This is a genomic window from Janthinobacterium agaricidamnosum (assembly GCF_003667705.1).
Lineage (GTDB): Bacteria > Pseudomonadota > Gammaproteobacteria > Burkholderiales > Burkholderiaceae_D > Janthinobacterium.
In genome coordinates, this window is the sequence record NZ_CP033019.1 from 5,530,698 (window position 1) to 5,557,635 (window position 26,938).

26 protein-coding genes are annotated in these 26,938 nt (G+C 63.3%); 4 read left to right on the forward strand and 22 right to left on the reverse strand.

The window, feature by feature from the left end; all coding sequences use genetic code 11:
- Positions 1-131 precede the first annotated feature (131 nt).
- The 6 genes from astB to D9M09_RS25070 form a co-directional block, all read right to left on the reverse strand.
- Positions 132-1,472, reverse strand: a complete 1,341-nt coding sequence (gene astB / locus D9M09_RS25045; protein ID WP_121670639.1) for an N-succinylarginine dihydrolase — start codon at positions 1,470-1,472, stop codon at positions 132-134.
- Positions 1,473-1,481: 9 nt separating this feature from the next.
- Positions 1,482-2,963 carry a succinylglutamate-semialdehyde dehydrogenase gene (gene astD / locus D9M09_RS25050; protein ID WP_121670640.1) on the reverse strand — a complete coding sequence of 494 codons (1,482 nt, stop codon included), beginning with the start codon at positions 2,961-2,963 and terminating at the stop codon, positions 1,482-1,484.
- Positions 2,956-4,020 carry an arginine N-succinyltransferase gene (gene astA, locus D9M09_RS25055; protein WP_121670641.1) on the reverse strand — a complete coding sequence of 355 codons (1,065 nt, stop codon included), beginning with the start codon at positions 4,018-4,020 and terminating at the stop codon, positions 2,956-2,958. The genes astD and astA overlap by 8 nt, the downstream gene beginning before the upstream one ends.
- A gap of 13 nt (positions 4,021-4,033) precedes the next feature.
- Positions 4,034-5,065 (reverse strand): arginine N-succinyltransferase, encoded by a 1,032-nt coding sequence (locus tag D9M09_RS25060; RefSeq protein ID WP_070220671.1) that lies wholly within the window; start codon positions 5,063-5,065, stop codon positions 4,034-4,036.
- 95 nt (positions 5,066-5,160) lie between these two features.
- Positions 5,161-6,402 carry an acetylornithine/succinylornithine family transaminase gene (gene astC, locus D9M09_RS25065; RefSeq protein ID WP_070220673.1) on the reverse strand — a complete coding sequence of 414 codons (1,242 nt, stop codon included), beginning with the start codon at positions 6,400-6,402 and terminating at the stop codon, positions 5,161-5,163.
- A gap of 140 nt (positions 6,403-6,542) precedes the next feature.
- On the reverse strand, positions 6,543-7,487 hold the full coding sequence (locus D9M09_RS25070; RefSeq protein WP_121670642.1) for a GlxA family transcriptional regulator: 945 nt from the start codon (positions 7,485-7,487) through the stop codon (positions 6,543-6,545).
- A 130-nt stretch (positions 7,488-7,617) separates the two neighbouring features.
- Here D9M09_RS25070 and D9M09_RS25075 point away from each other — a divergent pair, with 130 nt between their 5' ends.
- From D9M09_RS25075 to D9M09_RS25085, 3 genes are all read left to right on the forward strand, one after another.
- Positions 7,618-8,052: a MarR family winged helix-turn-helix transcriptional regulator gene (locus tag D9M09_RS25075; RefSeq protein WP_070220677.1), complete on the forward strand. Its 435-nt coding sequence runs from the start codon at positions 7,618-7,620 to the stop codon at positions 8,050-8,052.
- 45 nt (positions 8,053-8,097) lie between these two features.
- A complete protein-coding gene (locus D9M09_RS25080) occupies positions 8,098-8,382 on the forward strand; it encodes a hypothetical protein (RefSeq protein WP_070290811.1) in 285 nt (94 codons plus the stop codon).
- Between the two features lie 286 nt (positions 8,383-8,668).
- The gene (locus D9M09_RS25085) at positions 8,669-9,517 is read left to right on the forward strand and encodes an HDOD domain-containing protein (RefSeq protein WP_070220681.1); all 849 of its coding nucleotides are present in this window, start codon (positions 8,669-8,671) and stop codon (positions 9,515-9,517) included.
- Here D9M09_RS25085 and D9M09_RS29260 read toward each other — a convergent pair.
- The 9 genes from D9M09_RS29260 to queA form a co-directional block, all read right to left on the reverse strand.
- Complete coding sequence (locus D9M09_RS29260) at positions 9,514-9,678, reverse strand: hypothetical protein (RefSeq protein ID WP_162995790.1); 165 nt, start codon at positions 9,676-9,678, stop codon at positions 9,514-9,516. The two genes, D9M09_RS25085 and D9M09_RS29260, sit on opposite strands and share 4 nt — an antisense overlap.
- A gap of 188 nt (positions 9,679-9,866) precedes the next feature.
- Positions 9,867-10,493, reverse strand: a complete 627-nt coding sequence (locus D9M09_RS25090; protein ID WP_121670643.1) for a glutathione S-transferase family protein — start codon at positions 10,491-10,493, stop codon at positions 9,867-9,869.
- A gap of 74 nt (positions 10,494-10,567) precedes the next feature.
- Complete coding sequence (locus D9M09_RS25095; RefSeq protein WP_070220685.1) at positions 10,568-11,278, reverse strand: helix-turn-helix transcriptional regulator; 711 nt, start codon at positions 11,276-11,278, stop codon at positions 10,568-10,570.
- Complete coding sequence (locus D9M09_RS25100; RefSeq protein WP_139143577.1) at positions 11,275-12,024, reverse strand: hypothetical protein; 750 nt, start codon at positions 12,022-12,024, stop codon at positions 11,275-11,277. The genes D9M09_RS25095 and D9M09_RS25100 overlap by 4 nt, the downstream gene beginning before the upstream one ends.
- A gap of 73 nt (positions 12,025-12,097) precedes the next feature.
- Positions 12,098-13,120, reverse strand: coding sequence for a protein translocase subunit SecF (secF, locus tag D9M09_RS25105; protein ID WP_070220687.1), 1,023 nt, complete (start codon positions 13,118-13,120; stop codon positions 12,098-12,100).
- Positions 13,121-13,210: 90 nt separating this feature from the next.
- A complete protein-coding gene (gene secD / locus D9M09_RS25110; RefSeq protein WP_070220688.1) occupies positions 13,211-15,076 on the reverse strand; it encodes a protein translocase subunit SecD in 1,866 nt (621 codons plus the stop codon).
- A 96-nt stretch (positions 15,077-15,172) separates the two neighbouring features.
- Positions 15,173-15,505 (reverse strand): preprotein translocase subunit YajC, encoded by a 333-nt coding sequence (gene yajC, locus D9M09_RS25115; RefSeq protein ID WP_034745505.1) that lies wholly within the window; start codon positions 15,503-15,505, stop codon positions 15,173-15,175.
- 196 nt (positions 15,506-15,701) lie between these two features.
- A complete protein-coding gene (tgt, locus tag D9M09_RS25120; RefSeq protein ID WP_034745502.1) occupies positions 15,702-16,841 on the reverse strand; it encodes a tRNA guanosine(34) transglycosylase Tgt in 1,140 nt (379 codons plus the stop codon).
- Positions 16,842-16,843: 2 nt separating this feature from the next.
- Positions 16,844-17,899, reverse strand: coding sequence for a tRNA preQ1(34) S-adenosylmethionine ribosyltransferase-isomerase QueA (queA, locus tag D9M09_RS25125; protein WP_070220691.1), 1,056 nt, complete (start codon positions 17,897-17,899; stop codon positions 16,844-16,846).
- A 177-nt stretch (positions 17,900-18,076) separates the two neighbouring features.
- On the opposite strand from queA, the gene recG reads away from it, so the two are divergent.
- A complete protein-coding gene (recG, locus tag D9M09_RS25130; protein WP_121670644.1) occupies positions 18,077-20,179 on the forward strand; it encodes an ATP-dependent DNA helicase RecG in 2,103 nt (700 codons plus the stop codon).
- 109 nt (positions 20,180-20,288) lie between these two features.
- Here recG and D9M09_RS25135 read toward each other — a convergent pair whose 3' ends face one another.
- The 7 genes from D9M09_RS25135 to D9M09_RS25160 all read right to left on the reverse strand — a co-directional run bounded on the left by D9M09_RS25135 (position 20,289) and on the right by D9M09_RS25160 (position 26,922).
- The gene (locus tag D9M09_RS25135; protein ID WP_240453471.1) at positions 20,289-20,879 is read right to left on the reverse strand and encodes an REP-associated tyrosine transposase; all 591 of its coding nucleotides are present in this window, start codon (positions 20,877-20,879) and stop codon (positions 20,289-20,291) included.
- 197 nt (positions 20,880-21,076) lie between these two features.
- Positions 21,077-21,202, reverse strand: a complete 126-nt coding sequence (locus D9M09_RS30020; RefSeq protein WP_256267217.1) for a hypothetical protein — start codon at positions 21,200-21,202, stop codon at positions 21,077-21,079.
- Positions 21,202-22,416 carry an MFS transporter gene (locus D9M09_RS25140; protein WP_070311530.1) on the reverse strand — a complete coding sequence of 405 codons (1,215 nt, stop codon included), beginning with the start codon at positions 22,414-22,416 and terminating at the stop codon, positions 21,202-21,204. The genes D9M09_RS30020 and D9M09_RS25140 overlap by 1 nt, the downstream gene beginning before the upstream one ends.
- The gene (locus D9M09_RS25145) at positions 22,413-23,417 is read right to left on the reverse strand and encodes a Gfo/Idh/MocA family protein (protein ID WP_070311531.1); all 1,005 of its coding nucleotides are present in this window, start codon (positions 23,415-23,417) and stop codon (positions 22,413-22,415) included. Before D9M09_RS25145 ends, D9M09_RS25140 begins: the two co-directional genes overlap by 4 nt.
- A 3-nt stretch (positions 23,418-23,420) precedes the next feature.
- On the reverse strand, positions 23,421-24,236 hold the full coding sequence (locus tag D9M09_RS25150; RefSeq protein WP_070311532.1) for a DUF3025 domain-containing protein: 816 nt from the start codon (positions 24,234-24,236) through the stop codon (positions 23,421-23,423).
- A gap of 6 nt (positions 24,237-24,242) precedes the next feature.
- The gene (gene pyrC, locus D9M09_RS25155) at positions 24,243-25,307 is read right to left on the reverse strand and encodes a dihydroorotase (RefSeq protein ID WP_121670645.1); all 1,065 of its coding nucleotides are present in this window, start codon (positions 25,305-25,307) and stop codon (positions 24,243-24,245) included.
- A 157-nt stretch (positions 25,308-25,464) separates the two neighbouring features.
- Positions 25,465-26,922 carry an amidohydrolase family protein gene (locus D9M09_RS25160; protein WP_099411289.1) on the reverse strand — a complete coding sequence of 486 codons (1,458 nt, stop codon included), beginning with the start codon at positions 26,920-26,922 and terminating at the stop codon, positions 25,465-25,467.
- Between the last annotated feature and the right edge of the window lie 16 nt (positions 26,923-26,938).

The window sequence follows — 26,938 nt, forward strand, 5'->3', positions numbered from 1 at the left end:
AATGTGAATGTCCAACGCTGTCGTTCGGGCTTGTGGCTGGGCGGCAGCGGTGTCAAGAGACGGGGGTCGCCCGTCCAATTCTGTGCTACGGATAGTCTGTCTCGGATTTTTTCTGTGTGTTTTTCTATCGCCTACAAGTCGTACAATCCAGGTAAGTTGAGGATGATCGTCAATTCTTCAAGCGCCGCGTGCACTTCCAGCGCCAGCTGCGGGTCGGCCAGGTCGCCCGGCTCCAGATGGTCGCGGTAGTGCTTTTCCACCCACTGCACCAGCCGATGGTACAGCGTTTCCGTCATGATCACGCCCTGGTGCATGGCGCGCGCCTCGGTTTGCGTCAGGGCCACGCGCAAACGCAGGCAGGCGGGCCCGCCGCCGTTGCGCATGCTCTGGCGCAGGTCGAAATGGATCAGTTCATCGATCGGTCCACCGCTCGCCACCAGGCCTTCCAGGTAGCGCGACACGGCGCGGTTTTCCTGGCATTCCTGCGGGATCACCAGCGCCATCTTGCCGCCCTCTTTCGTCAGCAACTGGCTGTTAAACAGATAGCTGGTCACCGCATCCTGGATCGGTACCTGCCCCGTGTCCACGCGCAAGGCTTGCAGTTCCGCCCCCGTGGCGGCAACGGCACGGCGCAGCTGCGACAGGCTTTCCTCTTCATCGGCAAACGCCTGTTCGTGATAGAACAGCACATTGCCATTGCCGACGGCGATGACGTCGTTATGGAACACGCCCTGGTCGATCACTTCCGGATTCTGCTGCACGTACACGGTGCGCTTCGCGTCGAGGCCGTGCAATCGCGCCACGGCTTGCGACGCTTCCAGGGTCTGGCGTGCCGGATAGCGCTTCGGCGACGGCGCGGAAGGATCGAACTCCACGCGACCATACACGAACAATTCAACGGACGGCGCGCCGTGGTTCGCGCCCAAACGCGTGTGGTTGGCCGCGCCCTCGTCGCCGAAGGCGGGCGTCGACGGTAGCGCGTCGTGCACGGCGAAGTGCTGCTCGTCGCTGAAAATGGCGCGCAGGCTGCGCGCCGACTGCGCGTGCTCGAAGGCGCGATGCAGCTTGTTATTCAGGTTGGCGGCCGTGAAATGCACGCGGCCATCGTGCGTGTCCGCCGACGGGCTGACCGTGGCGGCGTTCGCCGTCCACATGGGCGAGGCGGAGTACGCGCAGGCCAGGATGACGGGCGACTCCTGGTAGGCGCGCGCCAGCACCTCGGCGTCCGTGCCCGTGAAACCGATAGCGCGCAGCAGGCGGAAATTGGGCCGGTCCTGCGGCGGCAGCAAGGCTTGCGCAAAGCCGCGCGCGGCCAGCGCACGCATCTTGGCCAGGCCCTGCAAGGCGGCCTGCTTCGGATTCGAGGCGCTTTTCACATTGCTGAACGAGGCCACGTTGCCGAACGAGAGTCCGGCATAGTTATGCGATGGCCCGACCAGGCCGTCAAAATTGTATTCGCGCGTGCTGTGCATGGGATTTCCTTAAAAATTCAGGCCGGGCGACAGCTTGGCCGGCAGTTCCAATACGCTGTTCTCGATCGACGCGACCGGATAGGCGCAGTAATCGGCCGCGTAATAGGCGCTCGGACGGTGGTTGCCCGACTTGCCGATGCCGCCGAACGGCGCCGTGCTGGCCGCGCCCGTGGTCGGACGGTTCCAGTTGATGATGCCGGCGCGCGCGCGCGTCTGGAACGTTTGCCACAGGGCCGCATCGTCGGACAGGAGCGCCGCAGCCAGGCCGAATTCGGTGGCGTTGGCAACCTTCAGGGCCGCATCGAAATCGGCCACGCGGATCACCTGCAGCAGCGGGCCGAACCATTCCTCGTCGGGGATGCCGACGGCAGCGGTGACGTCGACGATGCCGGCCGTGACAAAGCCCGCCTCGGGATTCAACTGGCGCATCTGCAGCAGGGCCGTGCCGCCCTTGGCCACCATGTCGGCCTGCGCCTGCACCAGGCGCGCGGCCACGGCACTGGACACCACTGGACCCATGAACGGCTGCGGCTGCGCATCGGACGCGCCGATGCCCAATTTCGCCGCCACTTCCACCAGGCGCGCCACGAAGGCAGACCCCGCAGTGTTATCTTGCACCACCAGGCGGCGCGCACAGGTGCAGCGCTGGCCGGCCGAGACAAAGGCGGAGAAGATCACGTGGTGCACGGCGGCGTCCACGTCCTTCACGTCCCATACGACCAGGGCGTTGTTGCCGCCCATTTCCAGCGCCAGCATCTTGCCCGGCTGGCCGCCGAACTGGCGGTGCAGGCTGATGCCCGTCTGGCAGGAACCCGTAAACAGTACGCCGTCGAGCAAGGCATTGGCGCCCAGCGCCACACCTGTGTCGCGTCCGCCGTTGACGAGGTTGACGACGCCGTCCGGCAAGCCTGCCTGCTGCCACAGCTGCACGGTTTTGATGGCCGTGCGCGGCGCATATTCGCTGGGCTTGAAGACGATGGTGTTACCGGCGATCAGGGCCGGCACGATGTGGCCGTTCGGCAGGTGGCCCGGGAAGTTATACGGACCGAAGACGCCGAACACGCCATGCGGACGGTGGCGCAGCACGGCGTCGCCGTCGGCGATCCTGCTTTGCGTGATGCCCGTGCGCGCGTGGTACGACTGCACCGAGATATCGATCTTGTTGGCCATGGTGGCCACTTCCGTGCGCGACTCCCACAACGGTTTGCCCACTTCTTCCGAGATCAAGAGCGCCAGCGCTTCGGCATGTTCCTTGAGCAGCTCGCGGAAGCGCACGCAGATGGCGATGCGTTCCTCGACGGGCGTATCGGCCCATGCTTCGAAGGCGGCGCGGGCGGCCTGGCAAGCCTCTTCGACCTGTATTGGCGTCGCTTCCAGGCTGGCCCAGGTCTGCTTGCCGTTCGACGGATCGATGGTGATCAGTTCGCGGCCCGTGCCCGGCAGCCAGGCGCCGTTGATGAAGTTCGATTGCGTGGTATTCACATTAGACATGGGGATGCTTCCTCGGGTTGAGTGACAAGGTGCGCACGGTGTCGCCGTTGCGGCAGCGCAGCAGATGCAGTTCAGCGTCATCGAGCGCGATCTTGCCGCTGTGCGGGTTGGCGCTGGTGACGATCATGCGGAAATCTTTCAGGTCGGTGTTCGACACCAGATAAGGCTCGGCCTGGGCGGCGTCGCCGCACGCTTCCGGCGCAGGCACTGGCACAGTCGCGGCATCGAGCACGGCCGGCATGCTGTCGCGCATGGCGCGCAGTTCGGACACGCGCGCCTGCAGCACGGGGCCGGCATCGAAAATGTCGACATAGCCCTCGAAGTGCAGGCCTTCCTGTTCCAGCAGGCGGCGCGCGGGCGCCGTGCTCAGATGCACCTTGCCGATGACTTCCTGCGCCTCGTCGGGCAGGTAGGCCACGTACATGGGCTGGCGCGGCATCAGTTCGGCGATGAACGATTTTTTACCGAGGCTCGTCAGATCGTCGACGTGGTGGAAATCCATCTTGAAGAAGTGGCGGCCCAGGCCTTCGTAGAACGGCGAGCTGCCGTCCGGCGCCTGGTAGCCGCGCATTTCGGCGATCAGCTTTTCCGTAAACAGGTGCGGGAACTGGGCGATGAACAGAAACCGGCTTTTCGACAGCAGCTTGCCGTTGTTGCCGCTGCGATAATCGGGGTGCAGGAACAGCGAGCACAGTTCCGTGCTGCCCGTCAGGTCGTTCGACAGGTACAAAGTTTCCATGCGCGTAAACACATCGAGTTCGCGGCTGGAATGGACCAGGGTGCCGATGCGGTAGTTATAGAACGGTTCGTCCAGGCCCACGGCGCCCTTGATGGCGCATACGCCGGCCAAGCGGCCCGTGTCCGTATCCTCCATGACAAACATGTAGTCGCGCTTTTCGGGCGCGATGGTTTCGGCGAACGAGGCGCAGGCAATCGCCAGGCGGTCGCCCAGCATTTTCATGTCCGGCTTGAGGGTGGTCATGCCCGTGCCGACCTGGCTGGCCAGGCCATACAGGGCATCGAGGTCATTGGCGTTGATGGCGCGTACTACTAGCATAAAATTAACTCCCTTAGATACGCACGCAAATGACGCTGTCGCCTTCGGCCACGGCCAGCGCCTCGAGCAGGTCGGCCGGCAAGCCGATGCTGTCCTGCGCTTCGAGCGCATCGCAGGCAAAGGTCACGGCGCGGAAATTGCGCTCGGCGCCGGAAGCGACCGCATAATTGACTTTCAGGCCCGTGCGGCTGGGCGTGACGCCTGCGACGACGCGGCGCGTGAGCGAGCCCGTAAACGAGCGCAGCGCATGCTTGTGCGCCTGCAGGATCGGGCCGCCATCGAAGATGTCGATGTAATCGTCGGCTTCAAAGCCTTCTTCCGTCAGCAGATTGAACGCCAGTTCGCCGCTCGGGTGGATCTGGCCCATGGCCGCCTGCGCGTCGCCGGGCAGCAGCGGCACGTACACGGGGTAGTGCGGCATCAGTTCGACGATCAGGGTGCGGTTGCGTGCACCGCCGATGACTTTTTCGGCATCGAGGAAATCCATCTGGAAGAACTTGCGGCCCAGCGCATCCCAGAACGGCGACTGGCCGTTGGCGTCGGTGATGCCGGCCAGCGGCACGAAGAAGCGGTCACCGAAGCGGTGCGGCGCCAGCACGGCGAACAGCAGCCGCGCGCGCGACAGCAGGGCCGCTTCCAGGCCCGCCTGCTCCATATTGCGCACAAAGAAGCCGGACAGCTGCGAGTACGCCGTCAACTCGGAACACAGGGTCAGCGCATGCACGCTGTGGCTGATGTTCAGGTCGCGCGAGACTTGCTGGATGACGTCGTTGCGAAAGGAAAAATAAGTGCCGTTCGAGCCGGCCGAGGCGAAGATGGCGGCCGTGCCGGCAATGCTCTTGTCGAGCAGGGATTCAAGCACGAAGAGGTACGACTCTTCGCTGGGGATGTCGACATGGGCGGCAAACGAGGCAATGGAGCGCTCGACGGAGGCGGCGATTTTCTCGCGCGTCTTCGGCAGGGTATGGACACCCGGCATGGTTACCGCGGCCAGCGCTTCGAGGGCTGCAATATCCGCAATTTCTACCGGACGGACAACATACATGGGTACTCCTTCAATGCTGACGATGCTGGGGGCAGAACCAAGCCGGCCCGCAGCAAAGCGGCGGGCCGGTGATCAAACAGGGAGCGAGGCTAGCCTCAGGCTTTCAGCATGCCGTCGATGGCGGCGCGCAGCAAGCGGCCCGCTTCGGCAATCTGCTCGTCCGAGACGATCAGGGCCGGTGCCAGGCGCACCACGTCCATGCCGGCGATCAGCACCATCAAGCCTTGCGCTTCGGCCGCTTTCTGGATGTCTTTCGCGCGGCCCTTGAAGGCATCGCTGACTACCAGGCCCAGCAGCAAACCGCTGCCGCGCACGATGGAGAACACTTGCGGGTAATCCGTAATCAAGCCTTGCAGCATGGCGATGGTGTTGACGCTCGCTTCTTTCACGCGCGCCAGGAACGCTGGCGTGTTGATCGTGTCGAGCACGGTCAGGGCCACGGTGGCGGCCAGCGGATTGCCGCCATAGGTGGTGCCGTGGGTGCCGACGGCCAGCGTTTGCGCCAGTTCATTCGTGGTCAGCATGGCACCGATCGGGTAGCCGTTGCCCAGCGCCTTGGCGGCCGTCAGGATGTCCGGCGTGACGCCGTAGCCCATGTAGGCGAACAACGCGCCAGTGCGGCCCATGCCGCTCTGGACTTCGTCGAAAATCAAGAGGGCGCCGGTCTTGTCGCACAGGGCGCGCAGCTCCTTGAGGAATTCCGGATTGCCCGGCACCACGCCGCCTTCGCCTTGTACCGGCTCGACGATCACGGCGCACACGTCATCGCCGATGGCGGCGCGCGCCGCTTCGATGTCGTTGTAGGCGATGTGGTCGATCGACGGCGGCAGCGGCTCGAAGCCTTCCGTGTACTTGGCCTGGCCGCCGACGGACACCGTAAACAGGGTGCGACCGTGGAAAGAGCTGAAGCACGAGATGATGCGCGACTTGTGCGCGCCGAACTTGGTGTGCGCGTACTTGCGCGCCAGTTTCAGGGCCGCTTCGTTGGCTTCCGCGCCCGAGTTGCAGAAGAAGGCGCGGTCGGCGAAGGTCGCTTCCGTCAGGGCCAGCGCCAGGCGCAGCACAGGCTCGTTCGTATAGCCGTTGCCCAAATGCCACAAATTATTGATTTGCTTGGTCAGCACGTCGACCAGGGCCGGATGGCAGTGGCCCAGGCTGTTGACGGCGATGCCGGAGGTGAAATCGAGGTAATGCTTGCCTGACTGGTCCCACAGATCCAGTCCGGAACCGCGCACGGGCACCATGGCTGCAGGAGCGTAGGTAGGAACGAGGACCTGGTCAAAGGTTTCCCGGGTGACTGGACGAGCCGTTACGGTCGAATCAAGCTTGGCATTCATAGCATTTCCCCATCAATATGTTAGGTACTCCGCAGCTACGACAGCTACGTGTGTACTGCATTATAAAAAGCGGGATGCTAAAACTCTTTTGAATCTGCGACAAGGATTTTCACAATTCATCACAGCCGGGCTTGCCTTAATCAAACCGGGGGCATGAGCTTCCTTTGCCGCTCTTCGCGCGGTGTATTGCCAAACAGGGTGCCGAACGCCGTGGAAAAGTGCGAGCCGGAGGAAAAGCCGCACATCAGGCCTACTTGCACGATGGAATAATGTGTATCAAGCAACAGTTGCCGTGAGCGCTGCAGGCGCAGTTCCAGGTAGTAGCGCGACGGCAGGCTGCCCAGGTATTGCTTGAACAGCCGCTCCAGCTGGCGCCGCGACAGGCCCACCAGGCTGGCGATGTCGTCCGTCGACAGCGGCTCCTCGATATTGGCTTCCATCAAGGTCACCGCTTCGGACAGTTTCGGCTGCAACACGCCGAAGCGCGCCTGCAGGGCCACGCGCTGGCGTTCTTCCTTGCCGCGCACCTTGTCCACGCACAAGGCTTCCTTGACGAGCGCCTGGACGTCGGCGCCAAAGATGGTTTCGATCAGGGTCAGCGAAAAGTCGATGCTGGCCGCGCCGCCGCAGCAGGTGATGTGCGGGCCGTCGATGTCGAACAAATGCGGCGTCAGGATGGCCCGTTCCGCCTTCGCTTCCGCATCGGCATACAAGGCCCACGGCAAGGCGATGCGCACGCCATCCATGACGCCCGCGTCGGCCAGCCACAGCACGCCCGCCCCCACGCCGCCCCAGAACGGCGCCGAGCGGCAGCGCTCGATCACGGCCCGGCACAGCTCGTTGCGCAGCGGCGCCTGCGTTTCATCGGCCACCAGCAGCGCGATATGCCAGTGGCCGCCCTGCGCCGCCACCTGTTCCGGCGTGCGCACGTCCAGCTGGAACGCCTGCGGCCCCAGCGCCCGCGCGCACAGGCGCAGCGGCTGCACCAGGCCGGCCCACGTGATCGACTCGGCATCGCCGGCATGCACCAGCAGCAAACGCAACGGTTTGTCGAGGCCGATACGGGAAAGATTAGCGAAGGACATCGGCGGGCGGGATCGGGGCAAGGGCTGAGTTGCCCACATGATACCGGACTTCCGCCCCATCGAGCCCCTCATGCAAGGGCGCATCCTGGCGCGGCGGAAAAAAGCGGAGCGGAAGGATATAATCACTGCCATGGGTGAACGATATTTAAAAAGTATCCGGCTGCTGGCCGAATGCATGCAAGGCTTCGAGCGGTTTTCTAGCGACTTCGTGCGCCAGTACGGCTTGACGCATGCGCAATTCGACATCATTGCCACGCTCGGCAACACCTGCGGCATGTCCTACAAGGAACTGGGCCAGAAAACCCTGATTACCAAGGGGACTTTGACGGGCGTGGTGGACCGGCTGGAACAAAAGGGGCTGGTGATACGCGAACGTTGTCCACGCGACAAGCGTTCCTATTATGTGCGCCTGAGCTGCGAGGGCGAACAGGTGTTCCATGACGTGTTCCCCAAGCTGACCAAGCAGGGCCAACAGCTGTTCGACGGCTATACCGAAGACGATTTCATGCAGTTGGAAACTACCCTGGCGGGCTTGAAGCACGCCATCGCCAACGGCCACGGCTGACCATTCACCAAGCACAGACATTCAAACAAGACAAAGGAAACCAAGTTGAAAACCACACTGCTCGAAGGCAAAAAGCCCGCACATTTCGATAAACACATCATCGGCAACCTGCTGCTCAACGCCAGCACGCCGGAACTGGTGCGCCAGGAAAAACTGATCATCGGCGTGCGCAACGAAGACGGCGAAATCTACCGCCTGATCGGCGCCACCAAGCACAACAGCTTCATGAATGCCGTCGAAGAACTGTTCGACCTGGGCTTGACCGATGAACTGGAAGACAGCGACGAGCTGGTGGAAGGCTGCGACGCGATCTTCAGCGAATCTCTCTAACAACGCGTAACAAAACCTGCTGCGCGGTGCGCTTTGCGGCCTGCGATGCTCACCGGCTCGGCGCCCCCGTACTAAAGTACGGTTGCGCTTCTTAGCCACAAATCCCATCCGCTCGCAATGATCCTGTCCAGCGCTGTGACGATCGCTGTCGTTAAAAAAAGGCATGTCAACAATATAGGCATGCCTTTTTCCGTTTACGGGGCTTTGCTTGCCTTTTGCTAAGCTGTTTGCGAAAAGATCATGGTTAAAAAGTTCCGTACGGAAATATTGCGAGTATAATTTTTCAATGAACAGACTCGACGCCTTTAAAAGCATCGCCGCACAAGCCGCTCGTGGCGAGCTGACCTTTCCTGCCAATGTGGACGCTTCGCTCAAGCTGCAAGAGGCGCTGTCCGATCCCGACTGCCATATCGAGGCCGCCGCCAAGCTGGTGCAGGCAGACCCGCTGCTGGCCGCGCGCACGGTGGCCATTGCCAATTCGGCGGCGTTCAACCGTTCCGGCAATGAAATCACCAGCGTGCGCAACGCCGTGCAGCGGCTCGGCGTGCGTACCTTGCAATCGGTGGTGGCATCGCTGATCGTGCGCCAGCTGGGCAGCACCATCACCGATCCCGCGCTGCAGGCGAAGGCCAACCAGCTATGGGAACATACGGCCCATGTGGCGGCCCTGTCGCAGGTGCTGGCCCGCCGCGTCACCAGGGTCGATCCCGATACGGCCCTGTTTGCCGGCATCATGCATGAAGTGGGCGGGTTTTATCTGCTGTCGCGCGCGGCCGAATTCCCCGGCATCCTCGATGGCGAACCCGAGGACTGGGTCGAACATGGCGAACAGGCCATCGGCCACGGCGTCCTGGCCAAACTGAAGGTGCCGGAAGCGGTGCGGGGCGCCATCGATGCGCTGTGGGAGGGCTTGCGCGCCATCCCGCCCGAATCATTGGGCGACACCCTGCTGCTGGCAAATGATCTGGCGCCCGTCTCGTCGCCCCTCAACGAAAGCCCGGCCGCCATTGCCGTACGGGCAGCGCGCGCCGCGCGCAGCATCGATTGCCTGATCGGCGACGATGCAACCTTGTCGAGCATCATGGAAGAATCGGACGATGAAGTGCAGTCGCTGCTGAAGGTGCTCGTGCACTAGCCTGCAGGCTTCTTGCCCGCTGGCGGCGGTGCCGCCGGCTTGACCGTCTCGACGATCAGCACATGCTTGTCCATGGGCTGCGTCCCCTGCTTCTGCTGGACGACCTGCGTGGCAACCGCCTTCGTACTCAACAGGGGTTTCGGATGGCGTGGCATGAACATGGCGTACCTGCTGGAAGTGGGATGTGTCCCATCTGTGCAGCGATTATCAATTTATCAAGCCGCTATTCAAAAAAAAAACCCGCTCGAAAGCGGGTAAAGTCCAAAGCTAGGGATGTCCTGAAAGAGACAGCCCTATCTTATGCGGTACGCCGCGCGGGCTCCGTGCGTTGACACACTTAGCGCGCACATTATCCCGGCACCAGTTCCACCTCCGTTTCCTGCCAGGCACGCAGCTGCCGCACGCGGGCGAACCACGCCTCGATATGCCGGTACTGCGCCAGCGGCAGCCGCACGGCCTCGCTGTACATCAGGGGCGCGGCCACGGCGAAATCGGCCAGGGTCACATCGTCTCCGCTGAGCCAATTGCGCGCCGCCAGATGCGCGTCCAGCACGACGGCGCATTCATGCAGATCGCGCTCGCCGCGCGCCTCTTCCAGCGGGTCCGCCGGACCATTGCCCGTCATGCCTTTCCAGGCGCGCTCCCAGGCCAGCACGCTGATGGCGGGCGCGAAGTGCTGCGCGGCCCAGAACAGCCAGCGGTTGACGTCGGCGCGCGCTTGCGGCGCCTGCGGATAAAGCGTCTGGCCCGGCACCTGCTCGGCCAGGTATTGCATGATGGCGCACGATTCCCACAGCAGGAAAGCGCCGTCGGCCAGCACGGGCACCTTGCCGTTCGGGTTCAGTTCAGCCAGGCGGCGGCGGTCGTCCGCATTCATCAGGTCGACTTCGGCCAGCTCCAGAGACAGGCCGAGGTGGATCGCCGTCATCAGGGCACGGCGGGCATTCGAGGACATGGGGTGGTGATACAGGCGCATGGTAAATGGCTCCGGTGAGTGAAGAAGCCACCATCGTAGGGCCGGGCACTGACAGTTTTTGTCAGGAGCGAATATCAGGATTCGGGATCGATATCGTGGGCCTTGCGCCAGGTATCGAGCAAGGCGTGGCGGCGCGTGGGATAGCGCTCCTCATGCTGCTGCACGCTGGCGATGCGGTCGATGCGGAAATGCCGGTAATCGCCGCGCAGCTCGCACCAGGCGGCCAGCAGACGCTTGCCTTCGAAAAAGGCCAGGGCAAACGGCCACACCGTGCGCGAGGTGGCGCTGCCATACTCATCCTGATAGGCGAGCGTGAGTTTCTGTTCGTAGCGGATCGCCTCGCGCACGGGCTGCACATACCGGTCGGCCGGGTCGGCCGGCTGCGTGCCATCGGCGGGACGGCCCAGCGGCACCCACAGGCTGGTCTCGGCCATGCTGTCGCGCAAATCGCGCGGCGAGGCGGCCGCGATCTTGGCCAGGGCATTGCTGGCCGCCTGCGCCAGGCCCGCATCGCCCTGCCGGCGCACCCAGCGCGCGCCCAGCACCAGCGCTTCCAGCTCATCGGCACCGAACATCAGCGGCGGCAGGAAGGCGCCGCGGCGCAGCACATAGCCGATGCCCGCCTCGCCCTGCAGGGGCGCGCCCAGTTCGGCCAGGGTCTGGATATCGCGGTAGATCGTGCGCTCGGAAACACCGAGCTGCTGCGCCAGCTGGGCCGCCGTGACGGGCACGCGCCTGGCGCGCATGGCGTCCATCAGCAGGAACAAGCGGCCGCTGCGGCTCATGGACAGTCCTGCAAGGCCTGGTCGCCCATGACGAGGGCCGACAGGGCCGGCACGTACAGATAACCGTCGGGCGCCAGGCGAACCGCGCGCGCGCCCTCGTCCACGCCGGCGATGCCGTAGCAGCGCTGCAGGCGGGCGGCGGCCGGCCACCAGTGGACGGCGGCCTCCTGGTCGGGAAAGCGCCGGCGCACGCTCTCGGCCTGCGCCGCCACTTGCGGAAAATCGCGGTAAAAGGCGGGAGCAATGCCCAGTTCCGCGGCAAACGCCGCTTCCTGCGCCGCCGTGTCGGCCAATCGGGCCGCCAGTGCCGCCGTTTCACTGCCGATGTCCTCAGCCGCCACGCCCGCCTCGGCCAGGGTGCGGCGCATCTGTGCCGGGCTCGCCTGCGCACGCAGGAAAGCCGATTCCTGCAGCGCCAGCACGGCGTCTGCGGGAATGTGCTTGCGGTAAGCCGCCGGGAAGACATACAGGGCGCAGCTGCCCGCGCACACGGTGTCGATGGCAATATCCCATTGCTGCCGGCGCAGATAGCGGCCCAGCTGCATGGCCGCCAGCGCATCGCCACCCTCGCTATTGACGCGCAACAGCGTCGTCCCCGGCACAGCCAGCAGCCGCAGCTTGTCCACGTCGCCCTCGGCAATCGGGCCGCGCAGGGCGATGGCGCCGCTGTCCGCGCGGCTCAATTGCGCGGCACTGGCCAATGTGCCGATGCCTGCCATGATGCCCATCACTATCAAACGCTTCATTGTCATCCACCATAAAAAAAACGACCACCGCAAACGGTGATCGTTCCTCATTCGACCTGCAAAAAACCTGCGCTTACACCACGGCGCCGTCGGTTTCGTCTTTTTCCTTGATCGGCTTGATCAAGTCTTCGCGCTTGACGCCCAGCCACATGGCGATCGAGGCAGCGACGAACACGGACGAATAAATACCGAAGCAGATACCGATGGTCAGCGCCAGTGCAAAGTGGTGCAGGGTCTGGCCGCCGAAGACCAGCATCGACAGCACCATCATCTGGGTCGAGCCGTGGGTGATGATGGTACGTGAAATGGTGCTGGTGATCGCGTTGTCGATCACTTCATGCACGGAAGCCTTGCGCTGCTTGCGGAAGTTTTCGCGGATACGGTCAAAGATCACCACCGATTCGTTGACGGAATAGCCGAGCACCGCCAGGATCGCCGCCAGCACCGTCAGCGAGAATTCCCATTCGAAGAAGGCGAAGAAGCCCAGGATGATCACCACGTCATGCAAGTTGGCGATAATGGCCGAGACAGCGTATTTCCATTCGAAGCGGATGGCCAGGTAGATCATCACGCCGATAATCACCACCACCAGCGCGTTCAAGCCGTTCTGCGCCAGTTCCTCGCCCACTTGCGGGCCGACGAATTCAACCTTCTGCAGTACCACCGCTTCATTGCCGGCGGTGTCCATGCACGCGCTCTTGAGCACATGTTCGCCCTTGGCGGTGACGGTGTCGATGGCCTTGGTCGTGCCCTGCTCGGCCTTGCACAGCGATTCGAACACGCGCTGCGAGGTATTTGCGGCGCTGACGCCATTTTCCACCGGCAGGCGGATCATCACGTCGCGCGCCGTATCGAAGCTGGTCACGCCCGGCTCTTCATAGCCCATGGCGATCAGGGTGCCGCGTATGCCTTCAAGATTGGCCGCCTTCGGGTATTTCACCTCCATCAGCGTGCCGCCCTTGAATTCGACGGACAGGTGCAAGCCCTTGTGCACCAGGAAGAAGACGGCGGCAAGGAAGGTCACGGCCGAAATCACGTTGAAAATCAACGCATGGCGCATGAAGGGAATATCTTTTTTAATCCGGAAAAATTCCATGAAATCCTCTGAGTTCTATTCTGTGCGTCCGGCAGCTGTGCCACCGGACGCGATCGCTGTTGTCGCTATTGGGTAAGGCTGGGCCGTCGCTTATTTGCTGGTGCCCGGCACCCACACCGTGCCGATCGACAAGGTCGTCAGCTTTTTCTTGCGGCCATACCAGAGGTTGACCACGCCGCGCGACACGAACACGGAGGAGAACATCGAGGTCAGGATGCCCAGGCAATGCACGACAGCGAAGCCGCGCACGGGACCGCTGCCGAAGGCCAGCAGCGCCAGGCCGACGATCAGGGTGGTCACGTTCGAGTCCAGAATCGTGGCCCAGGCACGGTCGAAGCCGGCGGCGATCGCCGCTTGCGGCGTATTGCCGGCGCGCAGCTCTTCACGGATACGTTCATTGATCAGCACGTTGGCGTCAATCGCCATGCCCAGCGCCAGCGCGATAGCGGCGATACCTGGCAAGGTCAAGGTCACCTGGATCATCGACAGCAAGCCGACCAGCAACAGCAGGTTGGTGGCCAGGGCCAGCACGCTGAAGGCGCCGAACAGCATGTAGTAGGCGATCATGAAGATGGCGATGGCGATGAAGCCGTACAAGGTCGAGTGGAAGCCCTTGGCGATGTTTTCCGCGCCCAGCTGCGGTCCGATCGTGCGTTCCTCGATGACGGTCATCGGTGCGGACAGGGCTCCCGAGCGCAGCAGCAGCGCCAGTTCATTCGCGTTTTCCGCGCCGCCCATGCCCGTGATCTGGAAGCGCGAACCGAGTTCCTGCTGGATGGTCGCCACCGACAGCACTTCCGGCTTGCCCTTTTCAAACAGCACGATGGCCATGCGCTTGCCCACGCGTTCGCGCGTCGCTTCGCGCATCTTGCGTCCGCCGTCGCCGTTCAGGTCGATCGACACGGCCGCTTGCTGGTTCTGGTCGAAGCTGGCCGTGGCGCTGGAGATATAGTCGCCCGTCAGGATCACGTCTTTCGCCAGCACGACAGGGACGCCCTTGCCGACGGTGAACAGTTCCGAGTTGAACGGGATGGCGCTCGACAGTTCGGTGCCAGGCACGATGGTTTCATCGACCAGGCGCACTTCCAGCGTCGCCGTGCGGCCGATGATGGCTTTCGCGCGGGCCACGTCCTGCACGCCAGGCAGTTGCACCACGATGCGGTCGGGACCTTGCTGCTGGATCAGCGGCTCGGCCACGCCCAGCTCGTTGACGCGCTTGGACAGGGTGGAGATATTCTGTTTTACGCCTTCGTCGATGGTCGCCTTCAGGGCGGCCGGCTTCAGGGTGATGTTCAATTTCAAATCGCTGCCTTCGCCCGCATCGGCGAACGCCAGTTCCGACATCTGGTCGGACAGCACATTTTTTGCCTTCAGGCGCGTTTCCGCGTCGCGGAAGTTGATCTGCACGCTGTCGCCCACGCGCTCGATGCCCGCATGGCGGATATTTTTGTCACGCAACACGCTACGCGCGGCGGACTGGACGCCCTGGACTTTCTTGTTCAATACTGCTTTTGCATCGACCTGCATCAGGAAGTGCACGCCGCCGCGCAAGTCCAGGCCCAGGAACATGGGCAAGGCATGCAATTTTTGCATCCACATCGGGGTATTGGCTTGCAGGTTGACCGTCACGATGTACGCGGGGTCGCTGGCATCGGGATTGAGGTCCTTTTCCAGCACCAGTTTCGCCTTGAACTGAGTATCGGGATCGGCGAAACGCACGCGCACGGAGGCGAGGTTGCCGGCGCCATCCATGGTGACACCTTCCGACTTGACGTTCTCTTTCGTCAATATTTGCTCGACTTGCGTCATCAGCTCGCCCGTCACCTTGACGGTCGACTTGCCGCTGGTTACTTGCAGCGCCGGTGACTCACCGAAATAATTGGGTGCCGTATAAAGTGCGCCCAGCAATAAGGCGACGACGATGATGATGTATTTCCAGGCAGGATAGCGATTCATATTGATTCAGCGTTCAGTGTTGAGCGTCGGAGGCGTCGCGAGGGGCGGCGGGTAGCCGCCCCGTTCAATCATTGCCGGGGCAATGACAGCGAGGAATTACAGCGCCTTCAGGGTGCCTTTAGGCAGCAAGGTGGTAATGGAGCTCTTTTGCACCGTGATTTCGGTGCCGGTCGCCACTTCGATGGTGACGTAAGCGTCCACTACCTTGACAACACGGCCCAGCATACCGCCGGCGGTGACGACTTCGTCACCCTTGGCCAGCGCGTCCATCATCGCCCGTTGTTCTTTGGCGCGTTTTTGCTGTGGACGGATCATCAGGAAATACATGACCACGAACATCAATACCAGCGGCAGGAAGCTGGTCAGGTTGCCGCCGAGGCCCAGGGCGTCGGTTGGGGCTTGCGCATAAGCGTTGGAAATGAAAAACACGGTGACTCCAGTTCTAATCAGTTTGAAAAAATAGCGCTGTATTCTAGCATTGGCAATCCGCCAAGCCCCCAATTGCAGGCATGGCAGCTTCAAATGGGGCTAAAAAGGCATTATGCAATGCTTTCTCGCCCCCGTCCAAGCACCAATACACAAAACTTCCGGCCATGCTGCCGCCAGGGCGCAAGCTAAGGTTTTCTTAAGTTCCGCGTGCGCGTTCCGCATGGAATTGCAGCGTAAAAGCGTGGAAACGGTCTTCATCGAGCGCTTCGCGCATCTGGCGCATCAGGTCCAGGTAGTAATGCAGGTTGTGGATGGTATTGAGGCGCGCGCCGAGGATTTCCTTGGAGCGGTGCAGATGGTGCAGGTAGGCGCGCGAGAAGTTGCGGCAAGCGTAGCAGCTGCAGGTTTCGTCCAGCGGCGCCTGGTCTTCCTTGTACTTGGCATTTTTGATCTTGATGTCGCCAAAACGGGTGAACAGCCAGCCATTGCGGGCGTTACGCGTCGGCATGACGCAGTCAAACATGTCGATGCCGTTCGACACGCCCGCCACCAGGTCTTCCGGCGTGCCCACGCCCATCAGGTAATGGGGCTTGTTGGCCGGCAGGCGCGGGCCCACGTGGGCCAGCATGCGCATCATGTCTTCCTTCGGCTCGCCGACGGACAGGCCGCCGATGGCGATGCCGGGGAAGTCGATCTCTTCGAGCTTGGCCAGCGACTCGTCGCGCAGCATTTCGAACATGCCGCCCTGCACGATGCCAAACAGCGCATTCGGGTTTTCGCCGCGGTGGAACTCATCCTTCGAGCGCTGCGCCCAGCGCAAGGACATGCGCATGGACTTGGCCGCTTCCTCGATCGTGGCCGGGCGGCCCTGAATTTCGTACGGCGTGCATTCGTCGAACTGCATGACGATATCGGAATTCAAGACGCGCTGCACCTGCATCGACACTTCCGGCGAGAGGAACAGCTTATCGCCGTTGATGGGCGAATTGAAATGCACGCCCTCTTCCGTGATCTTGCGCATGGCGCCCAGCGAAAACACCTGGAAGCCGCCCGAATCCGTCAGGATCGGCTTGTTCCAGCCCATGAAACCGTGCAAGCCGCCGAATTTTTCCATGACGGTGTTGCCTGGACGCAACCACAGGTGAAAAGTGTTGCCCAGGATAATCTGCGCGTCGATCTCGTTGAGTTCCAGCGGCGACATGGCTTTCACCGAGCCGTAAGTGCCCACTGGCATGAAGATCGGCGTCTGCACGACACCATGGTTGAGTTTCAAGGTGCCGCGGCGTGCCTTGGTCAGGCCGCTCGTGTCGGTCTTGAGTAATGTAAATTCCAGCATGGTCAGTCTTTCACGGGAGTATCAAGGTTCAGTGCGGCGCGCGATTGCGTGGTGAGCAGCATCGCATCGCCATAGCTGAAGAAACGGTAGTTCTGCGCGATCGCATGCGCGTAGGCGTTGCGGATCGGCTCATAGCCGGCAAAGGCCGACACCAGCATCAGCAGGGTCGACTTCGGCAAATGGAAGTTGGTAATCAGGCGCGTCACCGTTTTAAAGGCATAGCCGGGCGTGATGAACAGGGCCGTATCGGCGCTGCCCGCCACCAGCTGGCCGCTTTGCGAGGCCGATTCCAGCGCGCGCAGGCTGGTCGTGCCGACGGCGACCACGTCGCGCCCGGCCTGCTGCGCGGCGCGCACGGCGTCGACGGTTTCCTGCGGCATGGTGTACCACTCGGTATGCATCTTGTGTTCGGCCAGCACTTCCGTGCGCACGGGCTGGAAGGTGCCGGCGCCCACGTGCAGGGTCACATAGGCAAAGTTGACGCCCTTGGCCTTCAACTGGTCGAGCAGGGCCTGGTCGAAATGCAGGCCCGCCGTCGGCGCGGCGACAGCGCCCGGCACCTTGTTGAAGACCGTCTGGTAGCGCGTTTCGTCGAATTCGTCCGCATCGTGCTCGATGTAGGGCGGCAGCGGCAAGCGGCCATGCGCCTCGATCAGCTCGAACACGTCGGCCTCGAAGTGCAAGGTAAAGAATTCGCCGGCGCGCTGGCCGACCGTCACGTCAAAGGCGTCGGCCAGGCGGATGCGGCAACCGGGCGGCGGCGACTTCGACGCGCGCACCTGGGCCAGCACGGTGCGGTCGTCGAGCACGCGCTCGACCAGCGCCTCGATCTTGCCGCCGCTTTCCTTGACGCCAAAAAAGCGCGCCTTGAGCACGCGCGTATCGTTCATCACCAGCAGGTCGCCCGCGGCTAGCTGTCCTACGATGTCGGCGAACTGGCGGTCGACCACGGTCTCGCCGTCCAGATGCAACAGGCGCGAGGCGCTGCGCTCGGCCAACGGAGTTTGCGCAATGTTTTCTTGCGGCAAATTAAAATCGAAATCGGAAAGCGAATACATGCGTTTTGCTTCAAAAGTACGTCAAAAATGATTAGGAGTGCGCAATGGAACATCTGGCACTATACTGTGCGCCTATACAGGCATTACAATAATCCGCCGCAGCAACTACGACTGCGGTACGCACAGGGTGTGCCGGACAACCCTCTATTTTACGCTAGCGGCACCAAAACCTTGCATATGTCCGATCCCAAGCCCGATCTTCCGCCCTCAGCCAAGCCGGCCGCGAAGCCGAAAGCCGCCAAAAAAGTGGTCAGCACGGAAAGCCGGCTGGCCAAACTGGGCTTGCGCACGGATATGGACCTGGTGCTGCACCTGCCGATGCGCTACGAGGACGAAACCAAGGTCTACACGATACGCGACGCCTGCCTGCGCGGCGGCGAGTCGTGGCAAGTGGAAGGCATCGTCACCAAGTGCGAAGTCAATTTCAAGCCGCGCAAGCAGCTGCTGGTGACGATCGCCGACGAAACGGGCAATTTGCTGCTGCGCTTCATGAATTTCTACGGCAGCCAGGTCAAGCAGCTGGCCGAAGGCACGCGCGTGCGCGCGCGCGCCGAACTCAAGCACGGCTTTTTCGGCGCCGAGATGGTGCACCCGACGTACAAGGTGGTTAACGAAGGCGCGCCGCTGCCCACGGCGCTCACGCCCGTGTATCCGTCCGGTGAAGGCCTGTCGCAGCACGTGCTGCGGCGCGAAATCGCGGACGCCATGCGCCGCATCGACTGGCAGGACACCTTGCCCGATCATCTGCTGCGCGAGATGCAGCTGTCGCCGTTCCGCGCCGCCGTGCACCTCTTGCACTACCCGCCGCAGGATATCGATGAAAGCGCGCTGATGGACCGCTCGCACCCGGCCTGGGTGCGCATGAAGTTCGATGAACTGCTGGCGCAGCAACTGTCGCTGAAACGCGCCCAGCGCGCGCGCCGCTCGAAGGGCGCGGCGTCCCTGCCCATCGTCGGCAATTTGTCGAACGCTTTCGGCGCCGCCCTGCCCTTCAAGCTGACGGGCGCACAGGCGCGCGTGCTCGAGGAAATCCGCGCTGACCTGCGCCAGCCGTATCCGATGCAGCGCTTGCTGCAGGGCGACGTCGGCAGCGGCAAGACGGTCGTGGCGGCGTTATCCGCCACGCAGGCGATCGACAGCGGCTACCAGGCCGCGCTGATGGCGCCCACGGAGATTTTGGCCGAGCAGCACTTCCGCAAGATCGCCGCCTGGATGGAACCGCTGGGCGTGAAGGTGGCGTGGCTGACGGGTAGCCTGAAGAAAAAGGAAAAGACGGCGGCGCTGGCCCTGATCGAATCGGGCGAAGCGCAGCTGGTGATCGGCACGCATGCGCTGATCCAGGATAACGTGCTGTTTGCCAAACTGGGCCTGGTGATCGTCGACGAGCAGCACCGCTTCGGCGTGGGCCAGCGCCTGACCCTGCGCAACAAGGGCGACAGCGCGGCCGTGCCGCACCAGCTGATGATGTCGGCCACGCCCATCCCGCGCACCCTGGCCATGACGTATTACGCCGACCTGGAAGTGTCGGTGATCGACGAGCTGCCGCCCGGCCGCAGCCCCATCGTCACGCGCGCCATCGACCAGAACCGGCGCGACGAAGTCATCGCCCGCGTCTACGCAGCCGCGCTGGAAGGCCGGCAGGTGTACTGGGTCTGCCCGCTGATAGAGGAATCGGAAGCGCTGCAGCTGCAGACGGCCACCGATACCTACATGATGCTGGCCGATGCCTTGCCCGCGCTGCAGGTGGGCCTCGTGCACGGCCGCCTGAAACCGGCGGAAAAACAGGAAGTGATGGACGCTTTCATCGCCGGCCATATCCACGTGCTGGTGGCCACCACCGTCATCGAGGTGGGTGTCGACGTGCCGAACGCTTCGCTGATGGTGATCGAGCACGCCGAGCGTTTCGGCCTGTCGCAGCTGCACCAGCTGCGCGGCCGCGTGGGCCGCGGCTCGGCAGCCAGCGTCTGCCTGCTGCTGTACCAGGGACCGCTGGGCGGCGTGGCGCGCCAGCGCTTGATGACCATGCGCGAGACGACGGACGGTTTTGAAATTGCCCGCCGCGACCTGGAAATCCGCGGACCCGGAGAATTCCTCGGCGCGCGCCAGTCCGGCCAGGCCATGCTGCGCTTCGCCGACCTGGAAACGGACCAATGGCTGGTCGACCAGGCCCGCGACGTGGCGCACGACCTGCTGCACGCCACCACGGCGGCCGCCGCAGCCACCGTGGAAGCGCACCTGGCGCGCTGGCTGGGTGGGAAAGAGGAATTTTTGAAGGTGTAGGTCTTACATTGCATGTCGGATTACGCGCTTTGCGCTAATCCGACCTACTCATGACACAAACGGTAGGTCGGATTAGCGTAGCGTAATCCGACAACATTGTTGACCCCGCCTACTCCCGCCCAACACCCGCCACATCCACACCATCGCCGCCCCAATCCGCAGCACACCATCCCTGCTTTACATACCGGTGAAAACTGGAATACGGCCAATCGATGGCTTTGCTCACAAGACCATGCTTGACGGGGTTGTAATGGATGTAATCGACATGCTTGGCGAAGTCGCGCTCATCGCGCAAGACATGCTCCCAATACCGCTGCTGCCAGACATTTTCAAGATCGCAGCGCTTGCTGAACCTCGTCTTGATCAAGCGCCAGCGCGTCATGAAATCGGCATCGCCTTCAGGCAGGGTCCAGATGCAGTGCAGGTGATCGGGCAAGATGACGATGGCGTCGATAGCGAATGGCCGCTTCTGGCGCACGGCGCGGAAAGCGTCCCTGAGCAAAGCCACGGCAATTTCCGAAGTAAAGACGGGCCGGCGGTGTGCCGTCACCACTGTGAAGAAAAAGCTGCCGCCAGGCTGGAATGCGCGTCGATATCGCATGGTTTCGGGTGTTGCCGGATTACGGCCTGCGGCCTGAACGTCATCGGTATTGCTTATTTCGGGGTGTTGTCGGATTACGGCCTGCGGCCTAAGCGTCATCGGTATTGCTTATTTCGGGGTGTTGTCGGATTACGGCCTTCGGCCTAAGCGCCGTTGGTATTGTTTATTTTCGGGTGTTGTCGGATTACGGCCTTCGGCCTAATCCGACCTACGCGATATGCGCGGCGGCAGGCCGGGTAGGTCGGATTAGCGTAGCGTAATCCGACTTTTCGCAAACTACATTGCGCCCGCGCAGCCTACATGCACATCCAGAAGCGGTTCGCCAGGTCGAGCATGAAGTCGGGGCGCAGATAGGCCAGGAAGACGAGACCCAGCAGCGCAGCGCCGGCCAGGCGCCATAGCCATGTGCGCCAGCTGGCCATTACGCGGCCACCGCCACGCGCTTGACGGCGCGCTCGTCGATGGGCAGGTTGATCAGCGCGGCCAGCAAGCCCAGGCCGATGGTGATCATCCACACGATGTGGTAACTGCCCTGGTGCTCGTACAGGTAGCCGCCCAGCCACGCGCCGAGGAAACTGCCCACCTGGTGCGAGAAGAACACCATCCCGGCCAGCATCGACAAATGCTTGACGCCGAAGATGCCGGCGATGATGCCGTTCGTCAGCGGCACGGTCGACAGCCACAGCACGCCCATGCCGGCGGCGAACAGGTACACGGACCATGCCGACAATGGCGCCAGCAGGAACACGGTGATGACCACGGCGCGCGTCACGTAGATGGCCGACAGCAGGTAGCGCTTGGCGATCTTGCCACCGAGTTTGCCCGCATAGTAGGAGCCGACGATGTTGAACAGGCCGATCAGGGCCAGCGCCGTGACGGCGATGTTCGGGTTCATCAGGCCCTGGTCCTTCAGGTAGGCCGGCAAGTGCACGCCGATGAAGACCAGCTGGAAACCGCAGACAAAATAGCCGGCCAGCAGCAGCCAGAACGAACGGCTGGCGATGGCTTCGCTGAAGGCGGCACCGATGCTTTGCTGCGGGCCGCTGGCGTGCGAGACGGGCGGCTCGCGCAGGTAGAAGGCCATCGGGATCATGGCCAGCAGCACCAGCGCGGCCAGCACATAAAAGGCGTTTTGCCAGCCCACGGCGGAGATCAGCTGCTGCTCGACCGGCATCATCAGGAACTGGCCGAACGAGCCGGCCGCCGACGAAATGCCGAAGGCCCACGAGCGCTGCTCGGGCGGCGCGCTGCGGCCGATGATGCCGCTGATGGCGCCAAAGGCCGTGCAGGCCAGCGCCAGACCGATGAAGATGCCCGAGCCGACGATGAACAGCGTGGGCTGCGTCACGAGCGCCATCCACACGAGGCCGGCCATGTAGCTGATGGCGCCGACGATGACGACGCGCATGGTGCCGAAACGGTCTGCCGCCATGCCGGCGAACGGGCCGAAGACGCCCCACATCAGGTTTTGCATGGCCAGCGCCAGCGAATACGTTTCGCGCGTCCAGCCGTTCGCTTGCGAGATCGGCTGCATCCAGAAGCCCAGGCCGTGGCGCACGCCCATCGCAAGGGTCAGCACGACGCCGCTGGCGATGAGGACGGTTTTCAGGCTGGGACGCGATGCGTGCGATGTCATGGGGTTCCTGTTCTCGCCTGGTCGGCTTGGTAGACGAGGCCGATCTGGCCGCGCATGGTGTCAAGGTTGTGCATCAGCGCCACGCTGTCGGCGTGCGGCATGACGGGGCTTTCCAGCAGGCCGGCGCGGATGCAGCGCATCGCTTCGATCGCCTCGTGCGCGTAGCCGTTGCCCAGATGCGGCGCGGCGACGACGCGGCATGCGCCATCCATCGCTTCGACGATCAGCTGATCGGGCTTGTAAAAACGGCTGGGCAGGCGGATGCGGCCCAGGCTGCCGGAAATGGTCATTTCCGTCGGCGTCTGCGCGCGCAGGCTGCAGGCGCAGGACGAGGTGCCGCCGCCCGCGTGCAGCAGCGAGAACACCACCTGTTCGTCAACGCCGGTGGCGCCCATCTCGGCCAGCGCCTGCAGCTGCGATACCGGGCCGAGGAAGAAGGCCGCCATCGACAGCGGATAGATGCCCACGTCGAGCAGCGCGCCGCCACCGAGTTCGGGATTGAACATGCGGTGCTCGGGCGGGAAATGGGCGACAAAACCGATATCGGCCTGCACTTGCCGCAGCACGCCGATTTCGCCGCTGGCGATGATGCGCTGCGCTTCCTGCACGGCGGGCAGAAAGCGGCTCCACATGGCTTCCATCAAGAACTGCTTCTTGTCGCGCGCCATATCGACCACGGCCTGCGCTTCGCGCGCGTTCATGGTGAACGGCTTTTCGCACACGACGTGCTTGCCGGCGGCCAGACACATCAGGGCATTTTCCGCATGCAAGGTGTGCGGCGTAGCGATGTAGATCACGTCCACGCCAGGATCGTCCGCCAGCGCCTGGTAGGAACCGTGGCAGCGTTCGATGCCGAATTCGGTGCCGAAGGCTTGCGCGCCGGCGCCGCTGCGCGAGGCGACCGCCACCAGCTGAGCGCCGGGTGCATCGCGCAAGCCATTGGCCATCGCGCGGGCGATCTTGCCGGTGCCGAGGATGCCCCAGCGGACGGTATGCTCCATGCTCTACTCTCTTTCTGCGCCAGCTGCCTTGCGCTTCGGGCGGAACACCGCCGCGTCATTGTAAAAATCGTCGTCCTGGCCTTCGCACCAGCCAGGCAAACCAAGCACGGGCAGCGGCGTGAAGTCGGCCGTCGTGAGGCCTTGCTGCGCCAGGTCTTGCGCCACCCGCTCGTCGAGCCAGGCGCGGCGTGCGACATCGTCCAGCGTGAAATAGGCGTCGCCGGCAAAGATCACGCGCGTGTGCGCCGTAATGGCCTTGCGCGGCGCCACCAGTTTTTCCATCAGCGCGTGGCCGAACAGCCAGACTTCGGCGTCGCCGCCCGCGCCAAACTTCGCGCGCTGCGCGATAAATGCGCTGCGCCAGTCATGTCCGCGCAGTGCCGTTTCGAGCGCGCGTCCGGCATCGCTGTCGCGCAGCACCAGCAAGGCGGAATTTTCATCGAAAATCGTCGCGCCGTCGCGCGCGGGACCGCGCGATTTTCCCACGCCGGACAGGGCGATCTGCGCCGCCTGCAGCGCATTCAACTGCCGCTTGATGCGCGGGAAAGTGAGCCACACGAGCGCATTGAAAAAGTCGTGCAGATTGTCACGCGTGGGCACGCCGCCCGTGGCGCCGATGAACTCCTCGTAGGCCACGCCTTCGGGCAGGTCCGCTTGCGGCACGAAGGCCAGCGGCAAGCCGGACGGATTGCGCAAGTCCAGCGCCCGCGCCCGTCCGTTCAGCGCCGCGATCACCGTGTCGCGCTGCAGGTCCAGCTGCCGTCGCGCCGGCAGCACCGTGGCAAACCAGGGGCGGGTCCAGTCTATCGATGGCAGCATGAACGCTTAGACCATTTTCCAGTTGATCTGCTCGCCAGCGTTAAGCGGAATGACGTGGCTGTCGCCCAGCGGCAGCGAGGCCGGCAAGGTCCAGCTTTCGCGACGCAGGGTGATGGTGTCCGTGTTGCGCGGCACGCCGTAGAAGGCCGGGCCGTGGAAGCTGGCGAACGCTTCGAGCTTATCGAGCGCGCCGGCCCGTTCGAATGCTTCCGCATACATTTCCATCGCGTGCAGGGCCGTATAGCAACCGGCGCAGCCGCAAGCCATTTCCTTGGCGCCTTGCGCGTGCGGCGCCGAATCCGTGCCGAGGAAGAAGCGCTCGTCGCCGCTGGCGGCGGCCGTCATCAGCGCCAAACGGTGCTCTTCGCGCTTGAGGATGGGCAGGCAGTAGTAATGGGGGCGGATGCCGCCCTTGAAAATCTCGTTGCGGTTGTATAGCAGATGGTGCGCGGTGATGGTGGCGGCGATCGGGCCTTCCGCTTCGGCCACGTACTGCGCCGCATCCTTGGTGGTGATGTGTTCGAACACGACGGACAGTGCCGGGAAGGCGCTGCGCAGCGGGCGCATCACGCGCTCGATGAAGACGGCTTCGCGGTCGAAAATGTCGATTTCCGGATCCGTCACTTCGCCGTGCACGAGGAAGGGCATGCCCACTTCCTGCATCACTTCGAGCACCTTGTAGCAATTCTTCAAATCCGTCACGCCCAGGTCGGAATTCGTGGTGGCGCCGGCCGGATACAGTTTCACGGCTTGCACGATGCCGCTGTCCTGCGCGCGGCGGATTTCGTCGGGCGAGGTGTTGTTCGTCAGGTACAGCACCATCAGCGGATCGAAGTTCACGCCTTCCGGCACGGCGGCCAGGATGCGCTCGCGGTAGGCGCTGGCATCGGCCGTGGTGGTAACCGGGGGTTTGAGGTTCGGCATGACGATGGCGCGGCCGAACTGGCGCGCGCTGTGCGGCAGCACGCTGGCCATGACGGCGCCGTCGCGCAGGTGCAAATGCCAGTCATCCGGACGGGTGATGGTGATGGAGGATGGAACGGCGGCTGGGGTGTGATCGAGTGTGGACATGGCGGCTGCTCTCAGGCGGTCATTGCGGATAGCGCCATTTTACCAGCCGCGGGACCGTCCCGCCGGCCGGGAGAGCCCGCGCATGCTGGCTGGGAGACGGCAAAACGGCCGGTATCAACCGGCCGTCTTTGTCTTTACTAAAAAAGAACGAAGAGCATCAGGACTTGGCCGATGCAGTCTCCTGCTTCGCCACCCAGGCGCGGATCTCGGCCAGCATCTGGTCCAGCTTGACGCGGTCGTATACCTGGCCACGGCTGACCACCAGGCGGATCTGGCGCGTGGCGCCGATGTCCTGCAGCGGGTTCGCGTCGAGCACCAGCAGGTCGGCCGCCTTGCCGGCCGCCACGCTGCCGTAGCGCTCCAGCTTGCCCAGGAAGCGGGGACCGTTGATGACGGCCGACTGCAAGGCTTGCTGCGGCGTCAGGCCGTACTGCACATACAGGCCGATTTCATCGTGCAGGGCCTGGCCCGGATAGTCGAAGGAATTCAAGAAGCCCGCATCGGTGCCGGCGATGATGCTCACGCCCTGCTGCTGCAAAATGGGCAGCAGCTTGGCCGATTGCTCGAACTGCGCGTGGCGCTGGGCGATCGCATCCGGGCCATCCTTGGCGGCGCGCTGCACGCGCCAGTCGTAGGTGGCGCGCAAGCCCTTGCCGATGTACTGCAGGGCAGGATCGTGCGTGTGGTCTTCGCGGTCCAGATACGCCGTTACGCGCGAACCCCACAGGGTCGGCACGATGGCCGTGCCGCGCGCGGCCAGGTAGCTGAAGGCCTTGCGCGCCGTCGGCTCGTCGTAGCTTTGCAGGCTTTCGCGCATGGCCTCCTTGCCCGTCATCGTGCCGGCGGCCACCTTATCCGTCAGCTCCTGTTCGCGCGGCGTGGTGGCACGCAGCAGGTAGGATTGATGTTCGATCGTGCCCAGGCCCGCATCGGCCATCTGCTCCAACGTGAGCTGCACGGGGATATGGCCCGAGGTGCGCATGCCCCGTTCGCGCGCCTGGCGCAAGGCTTCCAGGTACAGCTCCGGCTTGAGGGTGTTTTCCGTGATCTTCACGAAGTCCACTTGCTGCGCCTGCAGGCCGTCCAGCGCGCGCGTCACTTCCTGCGGCGTGCCCACTTCAATGGTGCCCTTCCACAGCGGCTTGAGGCCTTCGAGCTTGGCGCCAGAGGTAAAGATCGTCGGACCTTCCAGCTGGCCCGCGTTGATCTGCCGGCGCCATGCCAGCACCGTGTCGGGCAAGTCGCCCGAACAGTCGCGCACCGTGGTGATGCCGTGTGCCAGGTACAAAGGCAGCAGCTGCTTGTTCTCGTCGATCAGTTCCGGGCCGCCGCCGAAATGCACGTGCGTGTCCCACAGACCCGGCATCAGATATTTGCCGGGCAGGCGGATGGTCCGCTTCGGCGCGTAGCTGCGCAGCTGCGCGTCATCGACGACGGCGACGATGCTGTCGCCCTTGAGCAGCACGGTCTTGCCGTTGACGCTGCTACCGGCGGCAACGTCGATCAGGGTGGCGTCGCGCAGGGCGATGTCGACGGCGATCTTGTCGGCCGCGTGGGCATGGGCCAGCAAGCCCAGCGCCAGCATGGCGCCGGCGATGTGTTTCATGTCAGGCATGCGTACTCAACTTCAA

What these genes read in the sequence shown, in the direction of transcription:
- astB (WP_121670639.1), bottom strand. Translation starts at nt 1,472, where the DNA reads ATGCACAGCACGCGCGAATACAATTTTGACGGCCTGGTCGGGCCATCG.
- astD (WP_121670640.1), bottom strand. Translation starts at nt 2,963, where the DNA reads ATGTCTAATGTGAATACCACGCAATCGAACTTCATCAACGGCGCCTGG.
- astA (WP_121670641.1), bottom strand. Translation starts at nt 4,020, where the DNA reads ATGCTAGTAGTACGCGCCATCAACGCCAATGACCTCGATGCCCTGTAT.
- D9M09_RS25060 (WP_070220671.1), bottom strand. Translation starts at nt 5,065, where the DNA reads ATGTATGTTGTCCGTCCGGTAGAAATTGCGGATATTGCAGCCCTCGAA.
- astC (WP_070220673.1), bottom strand. Translation starts at nt 6,402, where the DNA reads ATGAATGCCAAGCTTGATTCGACCGTAACGGCTCGTCCAGTCACCCGG.
- D9M09_RS25070 (WP_121670642.1), bottom strand. Translation starts at nt 7,487, where the DNA reads ATGTCCTTCGCTAATCTTTCCCGTATCGGCCTCGACAAACCGTTGCGT.
- D9M09_RS25075 (WP_070220677.1), top strand. Translation starts at nt 7,618, where the DNA reads ATGGGTGAACGATATTTAAAAAGTATCCGGCTGCTGGCCGAATGCATG.
- D9M09_RS25085 (WP_070220681.1), top strand. Translation starts at nt 8,669, where the DNA reads ATGAACAGACTCGACGCCTTTAAAAGCATCGCCGCACAAGCCGCTCGT.
- D9M09_RS29260 (WP_162995790.1), bottom strand. Translation starts at nt 9,678, where the DNA reads ATGTTCATGCCACGCCATCCGAAACCCCTGTTGAGTACGAAGGCGGTT.
- D9M09_RS25090 (WP_121670643.1), bottom strand. Translation starts at nt 10,493, where the DNA reads ATGCGCCTGTATCACCACCCCATGTCCTCGAATGCCCGCCGTGCCCTG.
- D9M09_RS25095 (WP_070220685.1), bottom strand. Translation starts at nt 11,278, where the DNA reads ATGAGCCGCAGCGGCCGCTTGTTCCTGCTGATGGACGCCATGCGCGCC.
- D9M09_RS25100 (WP_139143577.1), bottom strand. Translation starts at nt 12,024, where the DNA reads ATGAAGCGTTTGATAGTGATGGGCATCATGGCAGGCATCGGCACATTG.
- secF (WP_070220687.1), bottom strand. Translation starts at nt 13,120, where the DNA reads ATGGAATTTTTCCGGATTAAAAAAGATATTCCCTTCATGCGCCATGCG.
- secD (WP_070220688.1), bottom strand. Translation starts at nt 15,076, where the DNA reads ATGAATCGCTATCCTGCCTGGAAATACATCATCATCGTCGTCGCCTTA.
- tgt (WP_034745502.1), bottom strand. Translation starts at nt 16,841, where the DNA reads ATGCTGGAATTTACATTACTCAAGACCGACACGAGCGGCCTGACCAAG.
- queA (WP_070220691.1), bottom strand. Translation starts at nt 17,899, where the DNA reads ATGTATTCGCTTTCCGATTTCGATTTTAATTTGCCGCAAGAAAACATT.
- recG (WP_121670644.1), top strand. Translation starts at nt 18,077, where the DNA reads ATGTCCGATCCCAAGCCCGATCTTCCGCCCTCAGCCAAGCCGGCCGCG.
- D9M09_RS25135 (WP_240453471.1), bottom strand. Translation starts at nt 20,879, where the DNA reads ATGACGCTTAGGCCGCAGGCCGTAATCCGACAACACCCCGAAATAAGC.
- D9M09_RS30020 (WP_256267217.1), bottom strand. Translation starts at nt 21,202, where the DNA reads ATGGCCAGCTGGCGCACATGGCTATGGCGCCTGGCCGGCGCTGCGCTG.
- D9M09_RS25140 (WP_070311530.1), bottom strand. Translation starts at nt 22,416, where the DNA reads ATGACATCGCACGCATCGCGTCCCAGCCTGAAAACCGTCCTCATCGCC.
- D9M09_RS25145 (WP_070311531.1), bottom strand. Translation starts at nt 23,417, where the DNA reads ATGGAGCATACCGTCCGCTGGGGCATCCTCGGCACCGGCAAGATCGCC.
- D9M09_RS25150 (WP_070311532.1), bottom strand. Translation starts at nt 24,236, where the DNA reads ATGCTGCCATCGATAGACTGGACCCGCCCCTGGTTTGCCACGGTGCTG.
- pyrC (WP_121670645.1), bottom strand. Translation starts at nt 25,307, where the DNA reads ATGTCCACACTCGATCACACCCCAGCCGCCGTTCCATCCTCCATCACC.
- D9M09_RS25160 (WP_099411289.1), bottom strand. Translation starts at nt 26,922, where the DNA reads ATGCCTGACATGAAACACATCGCCGGCGCCATGCTGGCGCTGGGCTTG.